The sequence below is a fragment of the Pseudomonas chlororaphis subsp. piscium genome, from assembly GCF_003850345.1.
Classification (GTDB): domain Bacteria; phylum Pseudomonadota; class Gammaproteobacteria; order Pseudomonadales; family Pseudomonadaceae; genus Aquipseudomonas; species Aquipseudomonas piscium.
In genome coordinates this window covers 2,754,169-2,771,889 of the sequence record NZ_CP027707.1, presented here as the reverse complement: position 1 = coordinate 2,771,889, position 17,721 = coordinate 2,754,169, and the positions used below count along the sequence as shown (strand labels likewise).

Here is a 17,721-nt window from a genome sequence, read left to right as displayed (position 1 = left end):
TTCGCCAGCAAGCTTGGCTCCTACAGAAGCGATGCAAGCCTGCGGGCCTGTGCGTACCCGCCTCTGTAGGAGCGAGGCTTGCCCGCGATGAGGCCCTAAAGGCTGATGCAAACCTCAAGGCCCTCTTCGCCAGCAATCGAGCGTCGACCGGCTGCTCCTACAGAAGCAGTGCAAGCCTACGGATCTCAGATCACGCCATTGGCCCGCAACTGTTCGATGGCCTCGGCAGACAAGCCCAGTTCGGCGAGGATCGCGCCGCTGTGCTGGCCCAGCCCCGGGACGCCGTCCATGCGTGGTTCGAACGCGGCATTGCGCGCCGGCGGCAGCAGCGACGGCAGCTTGCCGGCCGGACTGTCCACCTCGCGCCAGCTGTCGCGGGCCTTGAGTTGCGGGTGCTGCCACACGCCCTGCATGTCGTTGACCCGGGCGCTGGCGATCTGCGCCTGTTCCAGCCGGGCGATCACCTCCTCCACCGTCAGCCGGGCGAAGCTGTCGACAATGATCTGGCGCAGCGCCTCGCGATTGGCCGAGCGCTTGAAGTTGGCCGAGAAGCGCTCGTCGCCGGCCAGCTCCGGCAGCAACAGCACCTTGTCGCAGAACGCCGCCCATTCGCGCTCGTTCTGCAGGCCGAGCATCACCGTGCCGCCGTCCCCCGCCGGAAACGGCCCGTAGGGATAAATGGTCGAGTGCGCCGCGCCGGCCCGGGGCGGTGGCGGCGCGCCGTCGAAGGCGTAGTACATCGGGTAGCCCATCCACTCCACCAGGCTTTCCAGCATGCTCACGTCGATGCGGCTGCCCTGCCCGGTCCTGTCGCGCAGCAACAGCGCCGAGAGGACGCCGCTGTAGGCGTACATGCCGGCGGCGATGTCGGCGATCGAGCAGCCGGCCTTGGCCAGTTGTTCCTCGCCCGGGCCGCCGGTCACCGACAGGAACCCGCCCTCGCTCTGGATCAGCAGGTCGTAGGCCTTTTTCTTCTCATAGGGACCGCCCTCGCCATAACCGGAAATGTCGCAGACGATCAGCCGCGGAAAACGCTCATGCAGCGCCTCGAACGACAGGCCCATGCGCGCCGCCGCGCCCGGCGCGAGGTTCTGCACCAGCACGTCGGCCTGGGCCAGCAGGTTTTGCAGAATGTCGCCGGCGGCGTCCTGCTTGAGGTCCAGGGTCAGGCTTTCCTTGGAGCGGTTGGTCCAGACGAAATGCGAGGCCAGGCCGCGCACGCGTTCGTCGTAACCGCGGGCAAAATCGCCGCTGCCGGGGCGCTCGACCTTGATCACCCGTGCGCCGAGATCGGCTAGTTGGCGGGTGCAGAACGGCGCGGCGATGGCATGTTCCAGGCTGACCACGGTGATGCCGTCCAGCGGCCGGGGTTGTGCGGTGTTGGTTGTCATAAAACGTCCTCGGGGCTGGCTCAAAGCAGTTCGTTCAGTCGCGCGGTGTCGCGCAGGTGCCACACCTGGCGGATCAGGGCCGCGCCCTGCTCCGGCGTGCGCGCGCCGGAGAAGCGCAGCAGGCGCTGGAACTTGTCCGCAAGCTCCGCCCGCGACAGGCCATTGCCCGGATCGCCCTTGGGCTCGTCGATGGCGCCGTGCAAGGTACGGCCGTCGTCGGTGCTGACCACTACCCGGCCAAGCCAGCGCTGCGGGTAGGCACGGTCCACCTCGGGGTCGAGGACCATCGACACCTTGTCGCGAAACGCCGCCACCGCCGGATCGTTCAGCGCCAGCTCATGGAACTCCGGCAAGCCGGCCTTGCCATGCACGGCGATCAGGCCGAGCACGGTGCCCATGGAGAACTTGGCCTGGTGCACGGTCTGCGGCACCTTCACCCGCCCCAGCACATCGATGGCGCCCTGGTGCACGCGGGTTTCCACCCGGGCGATCTGCTCATGGCCCAGGCCTTCACGCTGCATCAGCGCCAGCAAGGCATCGGCGGCCGGGTGGGTATGGCGGCAGGAGGCGTGGAACTTGAACGAGGTTTCCAGCAAGGCCCAACGCGAACCGAGCCGATCGGACAGCCTGCTCGGCTCGGCATCCCAGGACATGCCCGCGGCCACGCCCTGCTCGCCTTCGAGAATATTGCGCGCGCCGGTCAGCCCGTCCCGGGTCAGGTAGGCGGCGAGCAAGCCATCGGCCGCGGCCTTGGCCGTGTGCAACTGCTTGGAGTCCGCGGCGTCGCGCAAGAACTCCCAGAGCCCGGCGGCCTGGGTCCCGGCGCTGCCCAGCAGGTTGATGAACTGCGTCTGGTCGAAGTCCATCAGCTTGCCCACCGCCACCGCCGCGGCGAGGGTGCCGACGGTGGCCGTGGTGTGGAAGATCCGGTAATGGGAACGGCCCATGAACTCGCCGATGCGAATCCCCGCTTCATAACCGGTCACCGCCGCCAGCAGCAACTCGCGGCCGGACTTGCCCAGGTCCTGGGCCGCCGCCAGGGCCGCCGGGAACACCACGGTGGCCGGGTGCAATACCGAGCTGTTGTGCAGGTCGTCCTGCTCCACCAGATGGGAGGACGCGGCGTTCACCAGGGCGGCGAAATAGGCCGAGCTGCCGCGACCGTTGACCAGGATCCGCGCCGGGCCATCGGCCGGGCCCATATGCTGCGCGTAACGCTCGAACAACGGAATCGGATGCGCGCCCTGGCTGGCCAGGGCGGAGCCGAGCCAGTCGAGGAACAGCTCTTCGGTACGCGCCAGCACGCTGTCGGGCAGCTGCTGGTAGTTCAGGCCGGCAAGGAACCCGGCCAAGGCTTGGGTATGGCTCATGCTCGGTTCCTCAGAAGCTGCGCGGCAGTTCGAGCAGGTGCTCGGCGACGTAGGACAGGATCAGGTTGGTGGAGATCGGCGCCACCTGGTACAGGCGGGTCTCGCGGAACTTGCGCTCGACGTCGTATTCGCAGGCGAAACCGAAACCGCCGTGGGTCTGCAGGCAGGCGTTGGCCGCCTCCCAGGAGGCCTTGGCCGCCAGGTACTTGGCCATGTTGGCGCTGGCCCCGGCGTTGCCGCCGCTGTCGTATTCCTCGCAGGCGCGCCAGCGCATCAGGTCGGCGGCCTCGATCTCGACATGGGCTTCGGCGATGGGAAACTGCACGCCCTGGTTCTGCCCGATGGGCCGGCCGAACACCACGCGGTCGCGGGCATACTGGCTGGCCTTTTCGATAAACCAGCGGCCGTCGCCGATGCACTCGGCGGCGATCAGGGTGCGCTCGGCGTTGAGGCCGTCGAGGATGTACTTGAAGCCCTTGCCCTCCTCGCCAATCAGGCTGTCGGCGGGGATTTCCAGGTTGTCGAAGAACAGCTCGTTGGTCTCGTGATTGACCATGTTGGCGATCGGCTGCACGGTCAGACCATGGCCGATAGCCTCGCGCAAATCGACCAGGAAGATCGACATGCCTTCGGACTTCTTCTTGACCTCGGCCAGCGGCGTGGTGCGCGCCAGCAGGATCATCAGGTCGGAATGCTGGATGCGCGAGATCCACACCTTCAGCCCATTGATCAGGTACTTGTCGCCGCGCTTGATGGCGGTGGTCTTGATCTTGGTGGTGTCGGTGCCGGTGGTAGGTTCGGTGACGCCCATCGATTGCAGGCGCAGTTCGCCGCTGGCGAGTTTCGGCAGGTAGAAGCGCTTCTGCGCTTCGCTGCCGTGCCGCAGCAGGGTGAACATGTTGTACATCTGCCCGTGCACGGTGCCGGAGTTGCCGCCGCAGCGGTTCACCTCCTCGAGGATCACTGAGGCTTCCGCCAGGCCCAGGCCCGAGCCGCCGTATTCGGCCGGGATCATCGCCGCCAGCCAGCCGGCGTCGGTCAGGGCCTTGACGAAGCTTTCCGGGAAACCTTTTTCTTCATCGATCCGGCGCCAGTAGGCGGCGTCGAACTCGGCGCACAGGGCACGCACGCCTTCACGGATGGCATTCAATTCTTCGTTGCTGTTGGGGTTCATCGAACGGCGCTCCGCCTGTGGTTATTGTTGTGGGATCGGGTCGAACAGCACTTCGCCGCGCTGGGCCAGGCCAGCGTCGTTGCCAGCCCAGAGCTCGGCGACGCCGGGGCGGACGAGGCGCCCGCCGACCTCGAACGGCTGCGGCGCGATCAACGGCCGTAGGCCACGATAAGAGAAGCGCCGCAACCGGGCCCCGGGATGGGCGCGGCAGAACGCCCGCAGGCTGAGGGTGGCGATCAGCGGGCCGTGCACCACCAGCCCCGGATACCCTTCGGTCTCGGTGACGTAGGGAAAGTCGTAATGGATGCGATGGCCGTTGAAGGTCACGGCGCTGTAGCGGAACAGCAGGGTCGGGCTGGGCTCGACGGTTTCCCGCCAGTCGCCCTGGATCAGCGCTTCGCCGCTGCCCTGCTTGGGCGGGCTCGGCTCGCGGTAGACGATGTCCTGTTCCTCGCGGATCGCCAGGCGACCGTCCTGGGAATACTCATGGCGCACCGTGACGAACAGCAGCGCGCCGGTGCGCCCGGTCTTTTCCTCGACATGGCTGATGGTCGACACGCAGTGCGCAGCGAAACCGGCGCGCAACGGCTCGAAGAACTCCAGCCGGCCACCGGCCCACATGCGATTGCGATTGGCCGCCGGCGGCAGGAAGCCGCCACGGGCCGGATGGCCGTCGCCGCCCAGGGCGCTTTCGGCCAGGGGCTCCTGGAAAAAACACCATTGCCACAGCGGCGGCAAGGCCTCGCCATGGGCCGGCACGGGTTCGCCGAAGGTCGCGGCGATGCGCTTGAGCAGGTTGTCGCTGAGCAGGTCTCGGGCTTGCTGGCTACGGCCTATCCAGGCGCTGGGGTCGGTCACGCTCATCGGGTCGGGTCCCTATTGCAGTGGTGGTGCGCCCGATCATGCAAGCCGCTGTGCGTTCTGAGAATTTGCATTTCAATAAACCGGCGTTCGGTTATGCTGAACGCCGCTTTGCCCCTCTTCCTCCCAGGAGCCCGTCCATGCATTTCGATCTGGCCGACCTGCGTCTGTTTATCCATATCGCCGAATCGCCGAGCCTGACCCAGGGCGCCAAGCGCGCCTTTCTCTCGCCAGCGGCGGCCAGCGCGCGGATCAAGGCCCTGGAAAGCCAGCTCGAAACCCGCCTGCTGTACCGCGACAGCCGCGGCGTCGAGGTCACCCCGGCGGGCGAGCGCCTGTTGCAGCATGCGCGGCTGATCATGCGCCAGGTGGATTACCTGAAAAGCGAGTTCACCCAATACGGCGGTGACTCCACCGGGCATATGCGCATCTTCGCCAACACCACGGCGGTGACCGAATTCCTGCCGGAAATCCTCGCCGGCTTTCTGTCGAAACGCCCGGGGGTCACGGTGGACCTGCAGGAGCGCCTGTCCCGGGACATCGTGCGTGGCGTGCTCGACGGCACCGCCGACATGGGCATCATCGCCGGCCCGGTGGAAGCCAGCGGCCTGCAGGTCCTGCATTTCAGCACCGACCACCTGGTGCTGATCCTGCCGGTCGACCACCCACTGGCGACGCAGCAGGCGGTGACCCTGGAGCAGACCCTGGCCTACCAGCACATCGGCCTGCACGAAGGCAGCACCTTGCTGACCTTCCTGCGCGAACACGTGGAACGCACCGGCAAGCAGCTGTCGCTGCGGATCCAGGTGTCGAGCTTCGAAGCGGTGTGCCGCATGGTCGAGGCCGGCGTCGGTATCGGCATCATTCCCGAATCGGCCGCCATCCGGCACAGCCGCACCATGCAGCTGGTGACGGTGAAACTCGACGAGGCCTGGGCCATGCGCGAACGCAGCATCATCGTCCGCGAGCTGGAGGCCCTGCCCGGCACCGTGCGGGCGCTGATCGCCACCTTGATGCCCGAGGCCTGATCGCTCGGGGGCCATCTACCCCCTGGCGCAAAACCTTCGCCGACACCGCGGCGCGTTGACCTGAATCAAGGGCCTGGCGCCTGACAGGTGTGAATGTTCAGGCAATCCTCTGCACCTTCACGGAGACTTGCCCATGACCAGTACCGCCATCCACACGCCTGCCCTGGCCGCCTTCGCCCAGCAGAAGGGCGAACACTGGATAGACGCCCTCAACGACGGCAGCCCGGTGCTGATCCGCCCGTTGCGCGCCGAAGACCGCGACCGGGAAAAGGCCTTTATCGAGAACCTCTCGCCGACCACCCGGCACCACCGGTTCCTGGGTGAAGTGAAGGAAGTCGGCGAGGCCCTGCTCAGCCAGTTGATGGATGTCGATGGCCGTGAGCGCGTGGCTTATGTGGCCCTGGTCCACGACAACGGCTCGCTGCGGGAAATCGGCATCAGCCGTTACGCCACGATCGGCGCGGACATGGACACCTGCGAGTTCGCCGTCACCGTGGCCGACGAGTGGCAGCACAAGGGCCTGGATGCCTTGCTGATGCGCCACCTGGTCGCCCGGGCCAAGGACCAGGGCTTCAAACAGATGTACTCCCTGGATTGCCCGGCCAACCACCGCATGCGCGAACTGGCCGCGACCCTGGGTTTCAATCGGGCCATCGACCCGGACGATGCGACCCAGGTCCGCTACCACCTGGCGCTGTAAACCAGCCTCAGCCCGCCGCCCCGCCACATTGCGCGCAAAACCGCGCGCCGGCGGCCAGCGTGCTGCCGCACTGGCGGCACGCGGCGGGTTGCAGCGAGGTCCCGCACTGCTGGCAAAACCGCGCCTTGGCCGCGTTGTTCGCCCCGCAGTCCGGACACAGCGGACCGCCCACTGGCGGCGCTGCGCCATCTGCGCGCTGGCCATGCCCGCTGCCATGCCCATTACCGCCATGCCCATTACTGTGGTGGCCACCCTGATAACCGCCATGCCCACGGCCCCGATGACCGCCCAGCAAACGTTCGAAAAAGCTCATGTCGATCACTCCTGATAAAGAGAGTCGACAGTAAAAAGCCTGAAGTAGCTACAGGGTCAACTCAGTACCGACCAGCGCCCATGGAGAACGCTCCAGCCGACAACGACTAGGCTGACGGTCATAGTCCATGAATCGTCGGAGGCCATCATGCAACTCGAAGGTTCCTGCCATTGCGGCGCCGTGCACTTCAGCCTGAACAGCGCCCACCCCTACCCTTATCAACGCTGCTACTGCTCGATCTGCCGCAAGACCCAGGGCGGCGGCGGGTATGCGATCAACCTCGGCGGCGATGCCGCCAGCCTGAAAGTCCGCGGCCGCCAGCACATCTCGATCTACCACGCGCTGCTCAGGGAACCCGGCAAACGTGCCCGGCGCAGCAGCGCCGAGCGGCATTTCTGCGGCCGCTGCGGCTCCGGGTTGTGGCTGTTCAGCCCGCAGTGGCCGGAACTGATCCATCCCTTCGCCTCGGCCATTGACACGCCGTTGCCGATACCGCCGGAGCACACCCACCTGATGCTCGACTCCAGGGCGCCCTGGGTGGAAATCGACTGGCATCCCCACGACCTGCAATTCGCCCACTACCCCGAGGAATCCATTGCTCAATGGCATGAGCGCCTGGACCTGCAACGCTAAGCGCCGGGCATTCACAGTCTTTGACAGTTTTGCGACAAAGCTGCCAAAGATTGCCCGCGCCCACGTCCCTAGCATGAGCGCATCCATTTCCCCACGGGTGCGTCATGTACGGTCGGTTTCTCGGTCTTTTTCTGCTCGGCGTGCTGCTCGGCGGCCTCAGCTGCCAGGGCACGCCGCCCATGGCCCCGACGTATAGCGCCGCGGCGCCGCCTGAAATCCTCTTCCAGCCCGAACCGACGCACAAGGTCGCCAAGCGGCCGCACGCTGGCCTGGACAGCGCCTATTCCCGAGCCAATACCCCCTCCCACACCCTGCTGAGTTTCTAGCCTCCGATGAAGACCTCGATCCTTCCTAAAACCTTGTGCCTGCCTCTTGCTTCGCTGTGCCTGCTGACGTCCAGCGGCCCGCTCTGCGCCGCGGACTGGCAGTACCAGCTGCAAGCCGGCGCCGCCAGTGTGCCGCGCTACAGCGGCAGCGACGAACGCACCGTCGCCCCGATCCTGGGTGGCGCAATCGTCAGCCCCTACGGGGTGTTTCTCAACACCGAACAGGGCCTTGGCTGGGGCAATGAATGGGGCGACCTGGCGTTCAGCACTTGGGTCGGCCCCAGCGCGGCACGCAAGGACCGCAAGAGCGGCTACAAGGGTTCGGACCATCTGGCCGGCATGGGCTCGATCAAGTCCCGCGCGCAATTCGGCGCCCACCTGGGCTACACCCTGGGCACCGTGGAACTCGGGGCCACCCTGCAGCACGCGTTGAAGAAGAACGACGACCCCGACACCGGCTCGGCCTACAACCACCTGCAGTTGAGCATTGGCAGCACGCTGTATGAAGGCCGCTACGGGCGCCTCGAGGGCAGCCTCAACAGCCAGTTCGGCGACGGCGATTACCTGCGCACCTGGTATGGCGTCAGCACGGCCCAGGCCGGCAGGACCCGCTTCGCAACCTATCGCCCCAAGGGCGGTTTTCTCAGCCGTGGCGGCGACCTGACCTGGACAGTGCCGGTCAGTGAACAGATGAACGTCTCGACGGTGCTGGCGCTGCAGTACCTGGGGCGGGAGGCGGCGGACAGCCCGATTGTCGAGCGGCGGATGCAGACGTCGTTGGCGACGACGCTGGAGTACAGCTTTTAAGCGGTGTTGGCCGTTCTGATGCTATCGCGGAACATCAGGTACACCACGTTATCGTTCATCGCGGGCAAGCCTCGCTCCTACAGAAGCACGCCATTCTGTAGGAGCGAGGCTTGCCCGCGATCGGTGCGACACGGACCATCAGGTGTTCCCGGTTATTCGACCTGCGCCCAGGTCATGCGAAACGACGCGCCGCCCCACTGCGAATCCGTCACCTCGACCTGGCCGCCGTGGGATTGCGACACCCGCCGCACCAGCGCCAAGCCAAGGCCGAAGCCGCCGGTGCGGCGGTCGCGGCTGGCGTCGAGCCGGGAGAATGGCTCGAAGATCTTCTTGCGCCCTTCCACCGGCACGCCCGGGCCGTCGTCGTTGACCTGGATTTCATAGCCCTGCCCGACCCGCACCAGGGACACCTCGACACGCCGCTCGGCGTAGCGAATGGCATTGCGCAGCAGGTTGATCACCGCCCGCGCCATGAACCGCGGTTCGATGCTGATGCACTCGACCTCGCAGGCCCGGATCAGGATCTGCACCCCCGCCGCTTCCGCCTCCAGGGCGACACTGCCGACCACGCTGTCGAGCCAGCTGTGGGCCTGGATAGTCTCGCGGTTGATCACCGTGGCGCCGTGTTCCAGGCTGGCATAGGTCAGCAGCTCGGAGACCATTTCCTCCAGCTCGCCGAGATCGGCGTACATGTCGGCGATCAGCTCGCGGTTGTGTTTCGGATCGGACTGCTTGAGCTGGTCGAGTTCGAACGACAGGCGGGCGATGGGCGTGCGCAACTCATGGGACACCGCGTTGGTCAGCTCGCGCTGATTGGCGATCAGGCCTTCGATGCGGCTGGCCATGCGGTTGAAGTGTTCGGCCAGCTCGCGAATGTTCGAGCGCCGCGACAGGTGCAGGCGCGCGCTCAGGTCGTTGTCGCCGAAACGTTCGGCCGCCAGCCGCAGCTGTTCCAGGTCGCGCCAGTGCGGACGCACCCAGAAATACAGGACGATGCCCACCAGCGCGCCGAGAAAGACATAGGCGGCGATGGTGTAGAAGCGGGTCAGCGAGGGCTCTTCCGGCAACTTGATGCTGAGCAATTGCGGGCCCTGGTCGATGCTGGCGATAAACTCGGTGAACTCTTGCCGCACCACCAACTGGTTGGATGCCAGCAAGGCTTGTTCACGGGCGCTCAGGCCCAGCGCGTCGGCGTTCACCAGGCGCAACTGCAAGCCGTAATGCGGCTGCAGCCCCTGCAATTGCCGTTCGCGTTCGACGCTATCGAACGGCCGCAACTGTTCCACCAGGCTATAGGCCGGCCCGCGCACCGCATCGCGGTTGTAGGCTTCCAGCGGGTCTTCGAGGATCGCCGTGAAGATGTGATCGACCGCGGTGATCGCCCCGGCAAAACCTATGGCCAGGACAATGTACAAACCCAGAAACAGCCGCAGCATCTAGAGCTCCCACGCGAAGGGATTGAACAGATAGCCCTTGCCCCAGATGGTCTTGATGCACACCGGTTCGCGGGGGTTGTCCTGGAGTTTGCCGCGCAGCTTGCTGATGTAGACGTCGACGCTGCGGTTGAGGCCGTCGAAGGCGATGCCGCGCATGCGGTTGAGGATGTCGTCGCGGGAGAGGATCTTGCCCGCCGAACTGGCCAGCAGCCACAGCAGCTCGAACTCCATGGTGGTCAGTTCGATCAGCTCGCCGGCCAGGCGCACTTCCCGGCAACTGCGGTCGAGGGTCAGGCGGCCGAACTCCAGCGCGCCGCGCACCGTCGGCTCCGGTAGCTGGCGCCGTTGCAGGGCACGCAGGCGGGCCAGCAGCACCGGCGGCTTGATCGGCTTGATCACGTAGTCGTCGGCGCCGGACTCAAGACCCAGGATATGGTCCAGGTCGTCTTCCTTGGCGGTGAGAATGACGATGGGCGTGTCCGCCACGTTGCGGATCTCCCGGCACACGTGCAGGCCGCTCTGGCCCGGCAGCATCAGGTCGAGGACGACGATTTTCGGCTTGAACTCGAGAAAGGCCGTCAGCGCCACATCGCCACGATGCACCGCCCGAACCTCGAAACCGTGTTGGGACAGGAAGTGCGCGATCAGCCCGGCGAGCTTCTCGTCATCTTCCACCAGCAATACTTTGCCAAGACCCGGGTTATCCATAAATACCAGTCTGAGAGCGCACAATTGGGGTGCGCATTATAGGCGGCATCGGATAAGTCTGAGACCAGGACAGACAGCAAAAACCGGCCCAGGTGGCCGGTTTTCAGTGATGTTTCATGCTTTTAAGAGTTTTTTACAATTTGCCCGTAGTTTTCAACCGACCTGGGCCGTTTTACAGAGTAGGCACGCCGCTGTGGAAGCGGAACTCGACGTCCGGCGACTCGATCAGTTCGCGCTCGGCGGCGCGCACCTTCTCGATCACCTGGGCGATGTCCTTGGCGTCGCCGTACTGATAGGCCAGCTTCAGGTAGCCCTGGAAGTGCCGGGCCTCGCTTTTCAGCAGGCCGAAATAGAACTTGCCCAGTTCTTCGTCCAGGTGCGGCACCAGCGCCTCGAAACGCTCGCAGCTGCGGGCCTCGATAAAGGCGCCGACCACCAGGGTGTCCACCAACTTCACCGGTTCGTGGCTACGCACCACCTTGCGCAGGCCCGAGGCATAACGCCCGGCCGACAGCTGGCGCAGTTCGATCTTGCGCCGTTTCATCAGGCGCATGACCTGCTCGTGGTGCACCAGTTCTTCCCGGGCCAGGCGCGACATCATGTTGATCAGGTCGACATGGGAGTGGTACTTGGCGATCAGGCTCAGGGCCGTGCTGGCCGCCTTGAATTCGCAGTTCTTGTGGTCGATCAGCAGGGTTTCCTGATCCGCCAGGGCCGCCTGGACCCAGGCATCCGGCGTGCGGCAGCCGAGGAACTCATGGATTTCCGGCAGGTTCATGGCCGTTCGTCCTTCTGGGCAGCCTTGAAGATAATGTGCTCGCAAGGCAGGACGGTGGCGACTTCAGGGATAGATAACATGGGGCTCACGGCATAAGGGTTCACGGCGAAGGGCGCCGATTATACCGGCCGCGCCACAGACCACCAGCCGCGGCGCTTGATGTGCATCAACATCCACGGCGACGCGCAGCAACTATAGTTGTGCAAAGTAGCCTTAATACCTCTCTGGAGATCCCGACCATGCAAGCCATCCGCAGCATCCTGGTGGTCATCGAGCCCGAGCATTCCGAAAGCCTCGCGCTCAAGCGCGCCAAGCTGATCGCCGGGGTGACCCAGGCCCATCTGCACCTGCTGGTGTGCGACAAGAAGCACGAGCACTCGGCACTGCTGAGCGTGCTCAAGAGCAGCCTGCTGAGCGAGGGCTACAGCGTGACCACCGAGCAGGCCTGGAACGACAGCCTGCACAGCACCATCATCGACGTGCAGCAGGCCGAAGGCTGTGGCCTGGTGATCAAGCAGCACTTTGCCGACAACCCGCTGAAAAAGGCCCTGCTCACCCCCGCCGACTGGAAACTGCTGCGCTACTGCCCAAGCCCGGTGCTGCTGGTGAAAACCGCCAAGCCCTGGACCGGCGGCGTGATCCTGGCGGCCATCGACGTCGGCAATGCCGACGGCGAGCACCGCACCCTGCATGCCAGCATCGTCGACCATGGTTTCGACATCGCCAGCCTGGCCAAGGCGCAGCTGCATGTAATCAGCGCCCATCCGTCGCCGATGCTGTCGGCGTCCGACCCGGTGTTCCAGCTCAAGGAAACCATCGAGGCGCGCTACCGCGAGCAGTGCAAGGCATTCCAGGCCGAATTCGATATCGACGATACCCACCTGCATATAGAGGAAGGCCCGGCGGACGTGCTGATCCCGCACACCGCCCATGAATTGCAGGCGGCGCTGACCATCATCGGCACCGTGGCGCGCACCGGGATTTCCGGGGCGCTGATCGGCAACACCGCGGAAGTGGTGCTCGACTCCCTGGAAAGCGACGTGCTGGTGCTCAAGCCGGAGGTCATCATGGACCACCTGGAAGAGGTGGCCAGCAAGCATTAATGCAACCTTTCGGCCGCCTTCGCGGGCAAGCCTCGCTCCTACAAGATCCCACCGGCCTGTAGGAGCGAGCGGGCGGCGATCCGACTTGCCCGCGATGCTTTTAGCGATCAGGCGCCAAAGGCGTCCTTGAGAAACCCCGGGGCGATATACCGCTGGTAGTGGGCTTCCGACAGGAGGAAAAACTCCCGATCGATGGCATCGCGCAACTCCGGCAGTTCCCAGTCGCGAAACTCCGGCAGCAGCACCATCCCGTAGGCTTCCAGCTGGTTGATCACCCGCGCCCCGCGGGCGATCAGCTGATAGGCCCAGCAATATTCCGACTGGTGCGGCACGAAGCGGATCTTGCGCTGCTCCAGCTGCTCGCGCAGCCGCTGGGGATCGAAGACCTCCAGCTTGGCCGCCATCACCTGCACCAGCAATTGCTCGAGACGCAGCCACACCGCGTGTTTTTCTTCCTCGTTGTAGCCGTTCCAGTGGATCACTTCGTGGTGGAAACGTTTGCAGCCACGGCACACCAGGTCACCGTAGACAGTGGAGCAGAGGCCGACGCAGGGGGTCTTGATCGTCTGATTGGGCATAAGTAGGCAATACGCGAAAAAAGCGAAACAGGCCCGCATGTTAGCCCTTTGTCTAACATTGATCACCCCTCAAACTTCAGGGGCGAACTTACCTTTAATTTTTTTTTGCCGTAGAATCAGCCAGCCTTTTTAGGCGCCAATGTCCGTTAGAAGCTGTTTTCAAAGCGTCACGAGCACAGTCGTTCCTTCAGAGCGGTGTTGGCGATGGGTCTTTCCAGCGGGGAAAGCCCAGCGCCAACCCTCATCAGCTCCCGTTCTGCAGGCGTAAAACTTTGAAAGCAGCTTCTGTAAGGAATTGTCGGTAATTCTGGCCAAGTGACCCACAACGTCACGCAGCGCATGAGTACGGCAATTTCGGGATGAGCGTCCCGGACACCCATTTGGGACCACTGATGAGGGTAATACTGTGCTTGAAGCCTACCGCAAACATATCGAAGAGCGTGCAGCCCTGGGTATCGTTCCCCAGCCGCTAAACGCCGAACAAACTGCAGGCCTGGTCGAGCTGCTGAAGAATCCCCCCGCTGGCGAAGAAGCCTTCCTCGTTGACCTGATCACCAATCGCGTTCCGCCAGGAGTCGACGAAGCCGCCTATGTAAAGGCCGGTTTCCTCTCCGCGCTGGCCAAAGGCGAAGCCAAATCCCCTCTGCTGGACAAGAAGCGCGCCGTTGAACTGCTGGGCACCATGCAGGGCGGCTACAACATCGTGACCCTGGTCCAGCTGCTGGACGACGCCGAACTGGCGCCGGTCGCGGCCGCACAGCTCAAGCACACCCTGCTGATGTTCGATGCCTTCCACGACGTCGCCGAAAAAGCCAAGAACGGCAACGTTCACGCCCAAGGCGTACTGCAATCCTGGGCCGACGGCGAGTGGTTCAAGAACCGCCCGGTACTGGCCGACAAGATCAGCCTGCGCGTGTTCAAGGTGACTGGCGAAACCAACACCGACGACCTGTCCCCTGCCCCGGATGCCTGGTCCCGTCCTGACATCCCGCTGCACGCCCTGGCCATGCTGAAAATGGCCCGTGACGGCATCGTTCCGGATCAGCAAGGCGCCATCGGCCCGATGAAACAGATCGAGCAGATGCGCAACGACGGCTTCCCGATCGCCTACGTCGGCGACGTGGTCGGTACCGGTTCGTCCCGTAAGTCGGCGACCAACTCCGTACTGTGGTTCTTCGGCGACGACGTTCCTTACGTGCCGAACAAGCGCGCGGGCGGCTTCTGCTTCGGCAGCAAGATCGCGCCGATCTTCTACAACACCATGGAAGACGCCGGCGCCCTGCCGATCGAATTCGATGTGTCGAAGATGAACATGGGCGACGTGATCGACCTGTACCCGCACGCCGGTAAAGTCACCAAGCACAACAGCGACGAAGTCCTGGCCACCTTCGAAATGAAGACCCCGGTCCTGCTCGACGAAGTCCGCGCTGGCGGCCGTATCCCGCTGATCATCGGCCGTGGCCTGACCGAGAAGGCTCGCGCCGAACTGGGCCTGCCACCGTTCGACCTGTTCAAGAAGCCTGAAACTCCGGCTGAAAGCACCAAGGGTTTCACCCTGGCGCAGAAAATGGTCGGCAAGGCTTGCGGTCTGGCAGAAGGCAAAGGCGTTCGTCCTGGCACCTACTGTGAACCGAAGATGACCACCGTAGGTTCTCAGGACACCACCGGTCCAATGACCCGTGACGAACTGAAAGACCTGGCGTGCCTGGGCTTCTCCGCTGATCTGGTGATGCAGTCCTTCTGCCACACCGCGGCGTATCCAAAGCCGATCGACGTGACCACCCACCACACCCTGCCTGACTTCATCATGACCCGCGGCGGTGTTTCCCTGCGTCCGGGCGACGGCATCATCCACTCGTGGCTGAACCGCATGCTGCTGCCAGACACCGTGGGTACCGGTGGTGACTCGCACACCCGTTTCCCGATGGGCATCTCGTTCCCGGCCGGTTCCGGTCTGGTCGCGTTCGCCGCTGCCACTGGCGTGATGCCACTGGACATGCCGGAATCGATCCTGGTGCGCTTCAAAGGCAAAATGAAACCTGGCATCACCCTGCGTGACCTGGTTCATGCCATTCCTTACTTCGCGATCCAGAACGGTCTGCTGACCGTCGAGAAGAAAGGCAAGAAAAACGCCTTCTCCGGCCGCATCCTGGAGATCGAAGGCCTGGAAGGTCTGACCCTGGAACAAGCTTTCGAGCTGTCCGACGCCTCGGCCGAGCGTTCGGCTGCCGGTTGCACCATCAAGCTGTCGAAAGAGTCGATCACCGAGTACCTGCAGTCCAACATCACCCTGCTGCGCTGGATGATCGGCGAAGGTTACGGCGATGCGCGTACCCTGGAGCGTCGTGCTCAAGCGATGGAAGCCTGGATCGCCAACCCTGAGCTGATGGAAGCCGATGCCGACGCCGAATACGCCGAAGTCATCGAAATCGATCTGGCCGACATCAGCGAGCCTGTACTGTGCGCGCCGAACGACCCGGACGACGCTCGCCTGCTCTCCAGCGTTGCTGGCGAGAAGATCGACGAAGTGTTCATCGGTTCCTGCATGACCAACATCGGTCACTTCCGCGCTGCCGGCAAGCTGCTGGATCAGGTCAAGGGTCAGCTGCCAACCCGTCTGTGGCTGTCGCCGCCGACCAAGATGGACGCTCACCAGCTGACCGAGGAAGGCTACTACGGCATCTACGGCAAGGCTGGCGCGCGCATGGAAATGCCGGGCTGCTCGCTGTGCATGGGTAACCAGGCACGCGTCGAGCCGAACTCCACCGTGGTTTCGACTTCGACCCGTAACTTCCCGAACCGTCTGGGTGACGGCGCGAACGTCTACCTGGCTTCGGCCGAGCTGGCGTCCGTTGCGTCCATCCTGGGTCGCCTGCCGACCGTCGAGGAGTACATGGAATACGCCGGCAAGATCGACAGCATGGCAGCGGACGTGTACCGCTACCTGAGCTTCGACCAGATCGCCGAGTTCCGTGAGGCTGCTGCGAACGCCAAGATTCCGGTGGTTCAAGCCTAAGGCTGCAAGGCAATGAAGAACGCCGCGTATCCCACGACGATACGCGGCGTTTTTTTATCCCGGCGATTATCTCGCTAGTCGCTCCAGCGCCAGAACGCCAGGCGCTTTCCCCTACCAGATCTGGTAGTTGTTGCCCCCGTGCGCCCTTGCTAAAAATCATGTTACTGCCAACGACGCTCGTCTGAACGTCGCACGCCGCCTACTCGTCACGGCCCTGGGCTGAGATTTGCCAACCCGCGCCGATCATTCCAAGCACTCACACGACTATAAAGACATTCCGCGCACGACAGCTGGGGCCAGCTGCCGCGGACTCTTTCGCCCCATCAGAAGCAGCAAATGGAGGTGTGCTATGTGGCGTGACCCTTGTGTGATCGAAACAGTGCTCAACGCTTCGCGGTCGCCAAGTGCCCGCTAGCGCTATCCCACCCTTGGCCGACGACGGCCAGCACGCTCAAGGACGAGTCATGCACCTGACCACCATCGGCTTCGCCGCCAATGTCTTCCCTTTTATCAGCCGAGGCAGCGCCCTCGAGGTCCGCGGCCATGCCGCGACACTTCGCCGCATTCCGGCCTTGACCCCGGCCATGAGCCCAATCGAAACGGGCTTGTGCCCGAGCGGCCGGGCCCGCGCCGGGGTGGCCTCGTGAAGAGCACCGGGCCCAGAGTGCCTGCGGTGTTCCTTATGAGCCCCATGAACATTGACAGTGGATTGCCGTGGACTAGATTCCCTGCCTCGCAAGGCATCAAGGCGACCGCCATGGAGAAACAACAGGATTTCGTGCACTGGTGGAATGACCTGCGCATAGAGATGCTCAAGCAACAGGAAAGCACACAGGTATTTGCGCTGCTGGAACGGGAAGCCCGGTCCCTGGGATTCGATTTTTACGCTTACGCAGTCAGGCATTCGATCCCCTTCACCCGCCCGAAAACCGAGATCTACGGCTCTTATCCGCAATCCTGGATGGAGCGTTACCACCAACAGAACTACGCCGCGATCGACCCGGCGGTCCTCAACGGCCTGCGCTCCACGGAAATGGTGGTATGGAGCGACGCCTTGTTCGGCAAAGGCTCGGTATTGTGGGGCGAGGCCCGGGAGTGGGGTCTGCGGGTAGGCGCCACCTTGCCCATCCGCACGCCCGACGGCGGACTGAGCCTGTTGTCGGTAGCCCGCGAGAGCACCGCGATCAGCCTCGTGGAACGGGAAGAGATCCGCCTGCGCCTGCGCTGCATCATCGAGCTGGTGACCATGCGCCTCGGCGAACTCGGGCACCCCAGCACCCAGTCCGAACAGCTGGAACTGAGCGCGCGGGAGCGGGAAATCCTGCAATGGACGGCCGACGGCAAGAGTTCCGGGGAGATCGCCGTGATCCTGAGCATCTCGGTGAACACCGTGAACTTCCACCTCAAGGTCATCCAGAAGAAATTCGGCGCGGCCAACAAGACGCTGGCCGCCGCCTACGCCGCCGTCCTGGGGCTGATCTGACGCTTCACCCGACGAT

Annotated in this window: 18 protein-coding genes; 9 read left to right on the top strand and 9 right to left on the bottom strand. The window is 64.1% G+C overall.

The genetic code is table 11. The annotated features are described in order from the left end of the window. Window positions 1–185: 185 nt before the first annotated feature. From C4K38_RS12945 to C4K38_RS12930, 4 genes are read right to left on the bottom strand one after another with little or no spacing between them, the layout of a single operon-like run. Window positions 186–1,391: a CaiB/BaiF CoA transferase family protein gene (locus tag C4K38_RS12945; protein ID WP_053278713.1), complete on the bottom strand. Its 1,206-nt coding sequence runs from the start codon at window positions 1,389–1,391 to the stop codon at window positions 186–188. A 20-nt stretch (window positions 1,392–1,411) separates the two neighbouring features. Continuing rightward, window positions 1,412–2,761: an MmgE/PrpD family protein gene (locus tag C4K38_RS12940; RefSeq protein ID WP_053278712.1), complete on the bottom strand. Its 1,350-nt coding sequence runs from the start codon at window positions 2,759–2,761 to the stop codon at window positions 1,412–1,414. Window positions 2,762–2,771: 10 nt separating this feature from the next. Then, on the bottom strand, window positions 2,772–3,935 hold the full coding sequence (locus tag C4K38_RS12935) for an acyl-CoA dehydrogenase family protein (protein ID WP_053278711.1): 1,164 nt from the start codon (window positions 3,933–3,935) through the stop codon (window positions 2,772–2,774). Between the two features lie 21 nt (window positions 3,936–3,956). Next, complete coding sequence (locus C4K38_RS12930; protein WP_172833178.1) at window positions 3,957–4,799, bottom strand: HTD2 family dehydratase; 843 nt, start codon at window positions 4,797–4,799, stop codon at window positions 3,957–3,959. A gap of 137 nt (window positions 4,800–4,936) precedes the next feature. Here C4K38_RS12930 and C4K38_RS12925 point away from each other — a divergent pair, with 137 nt between their 5' ends. Together C4K38_RS12925 and C4K38_RS12920 are read left to right on the top strand one after the other, a co-directional pair. Next, on the top strand, window positions 4,937–5,824 hold the full coding sequence (locus C4K38_RS12925; protein WP_053278710.1) for a LysR family transcriptional regulator: 888 nt from the start codon (window positions 4,937–4,939) through the stop codon (window positions 5,822–5,824). 133 nt (window positions 5,825–5,957) lie between these two features. After that, window positions 5,958–6,524 (top strand): GNAT family N-acetyltransferase, encoded by a 567-nt coding sequence (locus C4K38_RS12920; protein WP_053278709.1) that lies wholly within the window; start codon window positions 5,958–5,960, stop codon window positions 6,522–6,524. A 7-nt stretch (window positions 6,525–6,531) separates the two neighbouring features. Here C4K38_RS12920 and C4K38_RS12915 read toward each other — a convergent pair whose 3' ends face one another. Next, the gene (locus C4K38_RS12915; protein ID WP_081001486.1) at window positions 6,532–6,837 is read right to left on the bottom strand and encodes a double zinc ribbon domain-containing protein; all 306 of its coding nucleotides are present in this window, start codon (window positions 6,835–6,837) and stop codon (window positions 6,532–6,534) included. Between the two features lie 147 nt (window positions 6,838–6,984). On the opposite strand from C4K38_RS12915, the gene C4K38_RS12910 reads away from it, so the two are divergent. From C4K38_RS12910 to C4K38_RS12900, 3 genes are all read left to right on the top strand, one after another. After that, complete coding sequence (locus C4K38_RS12910) at window positions 6,985–7,470, top strand: GFA family protein (protein ID WP_053278708.1); 486 nt, start codon at window positions 6,985–6,987, stop codon at window positions 7,468–7,470. A 104-nt stretch (window positions 7,471–7,574) separates the two neighbouring features. Further along, on the top strand, window positions 7,575–7,796 hold the full coding sequence (locus C4K38_RS12905) for a hypothetical protein (RefSeq protein ID WP_053278707.1): 222 nt from the start codon (window positions 7,575–7,577) through the stop codon (window positions 7,794–7,796). Between the two features lie 6 nt (window positions 7,797–7,802). Continuing rightward, window positions 7,803–8,603 carry a MipA/OmpV family protein gene (locus C4K38_RS12900; protein WP_053278706.1) on the top strand — a complete coding sequence of 267 codons (801 nt, stop codon included), beginning with the start codon at window positions 7,803–7,805 and terminating at the stop codon, window positions 8,601–8,603. A 152-nt stretch (window positions 8,604–8,755) separates the two neighbouring features. Here C4K38_RS12900 and C4K38_RS12895 read toward each other — a convergent pair whose 3' ends face one another. From C4K38_RS12895 to C4K38_RS12885, 3 genes are all read right to left on the bottom strand, one after another. Further along, the gene (locus C4K38_RS12895; protein ID WP_053278705.1) at window positions 8,756–10,039 is read right to left on the bottom strand and encodes an ATP-binding protein; all 1,284 of its coding nucleotides are present in this window, start codon (window positions 10,037–10,039) and stop codon (window positions 8,756–8,758) included. Next, window positions 10,040–10,747, bottom strand: a complete 708-nt coding sequence (locus tag C4K38_RS12890; protein ID WP_053278704.1) for a winged helix-turn-helix domain-containing protein — start codon at window positions 10,745–10,747, stop codon at window positions 10,040–10,042. 172 nt (window positions 10,748–10,919) lie between these two features. Next, window positions 10,920–11,525, bottom strand: a complete 606-nt coding sequence (locus C4K38_RS12885; protein WP_053278703.1) for a MiaE family protein — start codon at window positions 11,523–11,525, stop codon at window positions 10,920–10,922. Window positions 11,526–11,764: 239 nt separating this feature from the next. Here C4K38_RS12885 and C4K38_RS12880 point away from each other — a divergent pair, with 239 nt between their 5' ends. After that, complete coding sequence (locus C4K38_RS12880) at window positions 11,765–12,628, top strand: universal stress protein UspL (RefSeq protein ID WP_053278702.1); 864 nt, start codon at window positions 11,765–11,767, stop codon at window positions 12,626–12,628. Between the two features lie 107 nt (window positions 12,629–12,735). On the opposite strand, the gene C4K38_RS12875 is transcribed toward C4K38_RS12880, so the two are convergent. Continuing rightward, complete coding sequence (locus tag C4K38_RS12875) at window positions 12,736–13,206, bottom strand: DUF1289 domain-containing protein (RefSeq protein ID WP_009043436.1); 471 nt, start codon at window positions 13,204–13,206, stop codon at window positions 12,736–12,738. 406 nt (window positions 13,207–13,612) lie between these two features. Between C4K38_RS12875 and acnB the strand changes: the two genes are divergently transcribed. The 3 genes from acnB to C4K38_RS12860 all read left to right on the top strand — a co-directional run bounded on the left by acnB (window position 13,613) and on the right by C4K38_RS12860 (window position 17,705). Continuing rightward, window positions 13,613–16,222 (top strand): bifunctional aconitate hydratase 2/2-methylisocitrate dehydratase, encoded by a 2,610-nt coding sequence (gene acnB, locus C4K38_RS12870; RefSeq protein WP_053278701.1) that lies wholly within the window; start codon window positions 13,613–13,615, stop codon window positions 16,220–16,222. A 464-nt stretch (window positions 16,223–16,686) separates the two neighbouring features. Further along, window positions 16,687–16,869 (top strand): hypothetical protein, encoded by a 183-nt coding sequence (locus C4K38_RS12865; protein WP_053278700.1) that lies wholly within the window; start codon window positions 16,687–16,689, stop codon window positions 16,867–16,869. A gap of 110 nt (window positions 16,870–16,979) precedes the next feature. Beyond that, a complete protein-coding gene (locus C4K38_RS12860; protein ID WP_053278699.1) occupies window positions 16,980–17,705 on the top strand; it encodes an autoinducer binding domain-containing protein in 726 nt (241 codons plus the stop codon). Window positions 17,706–17,721: the final 16 nt, after the last annotated feature.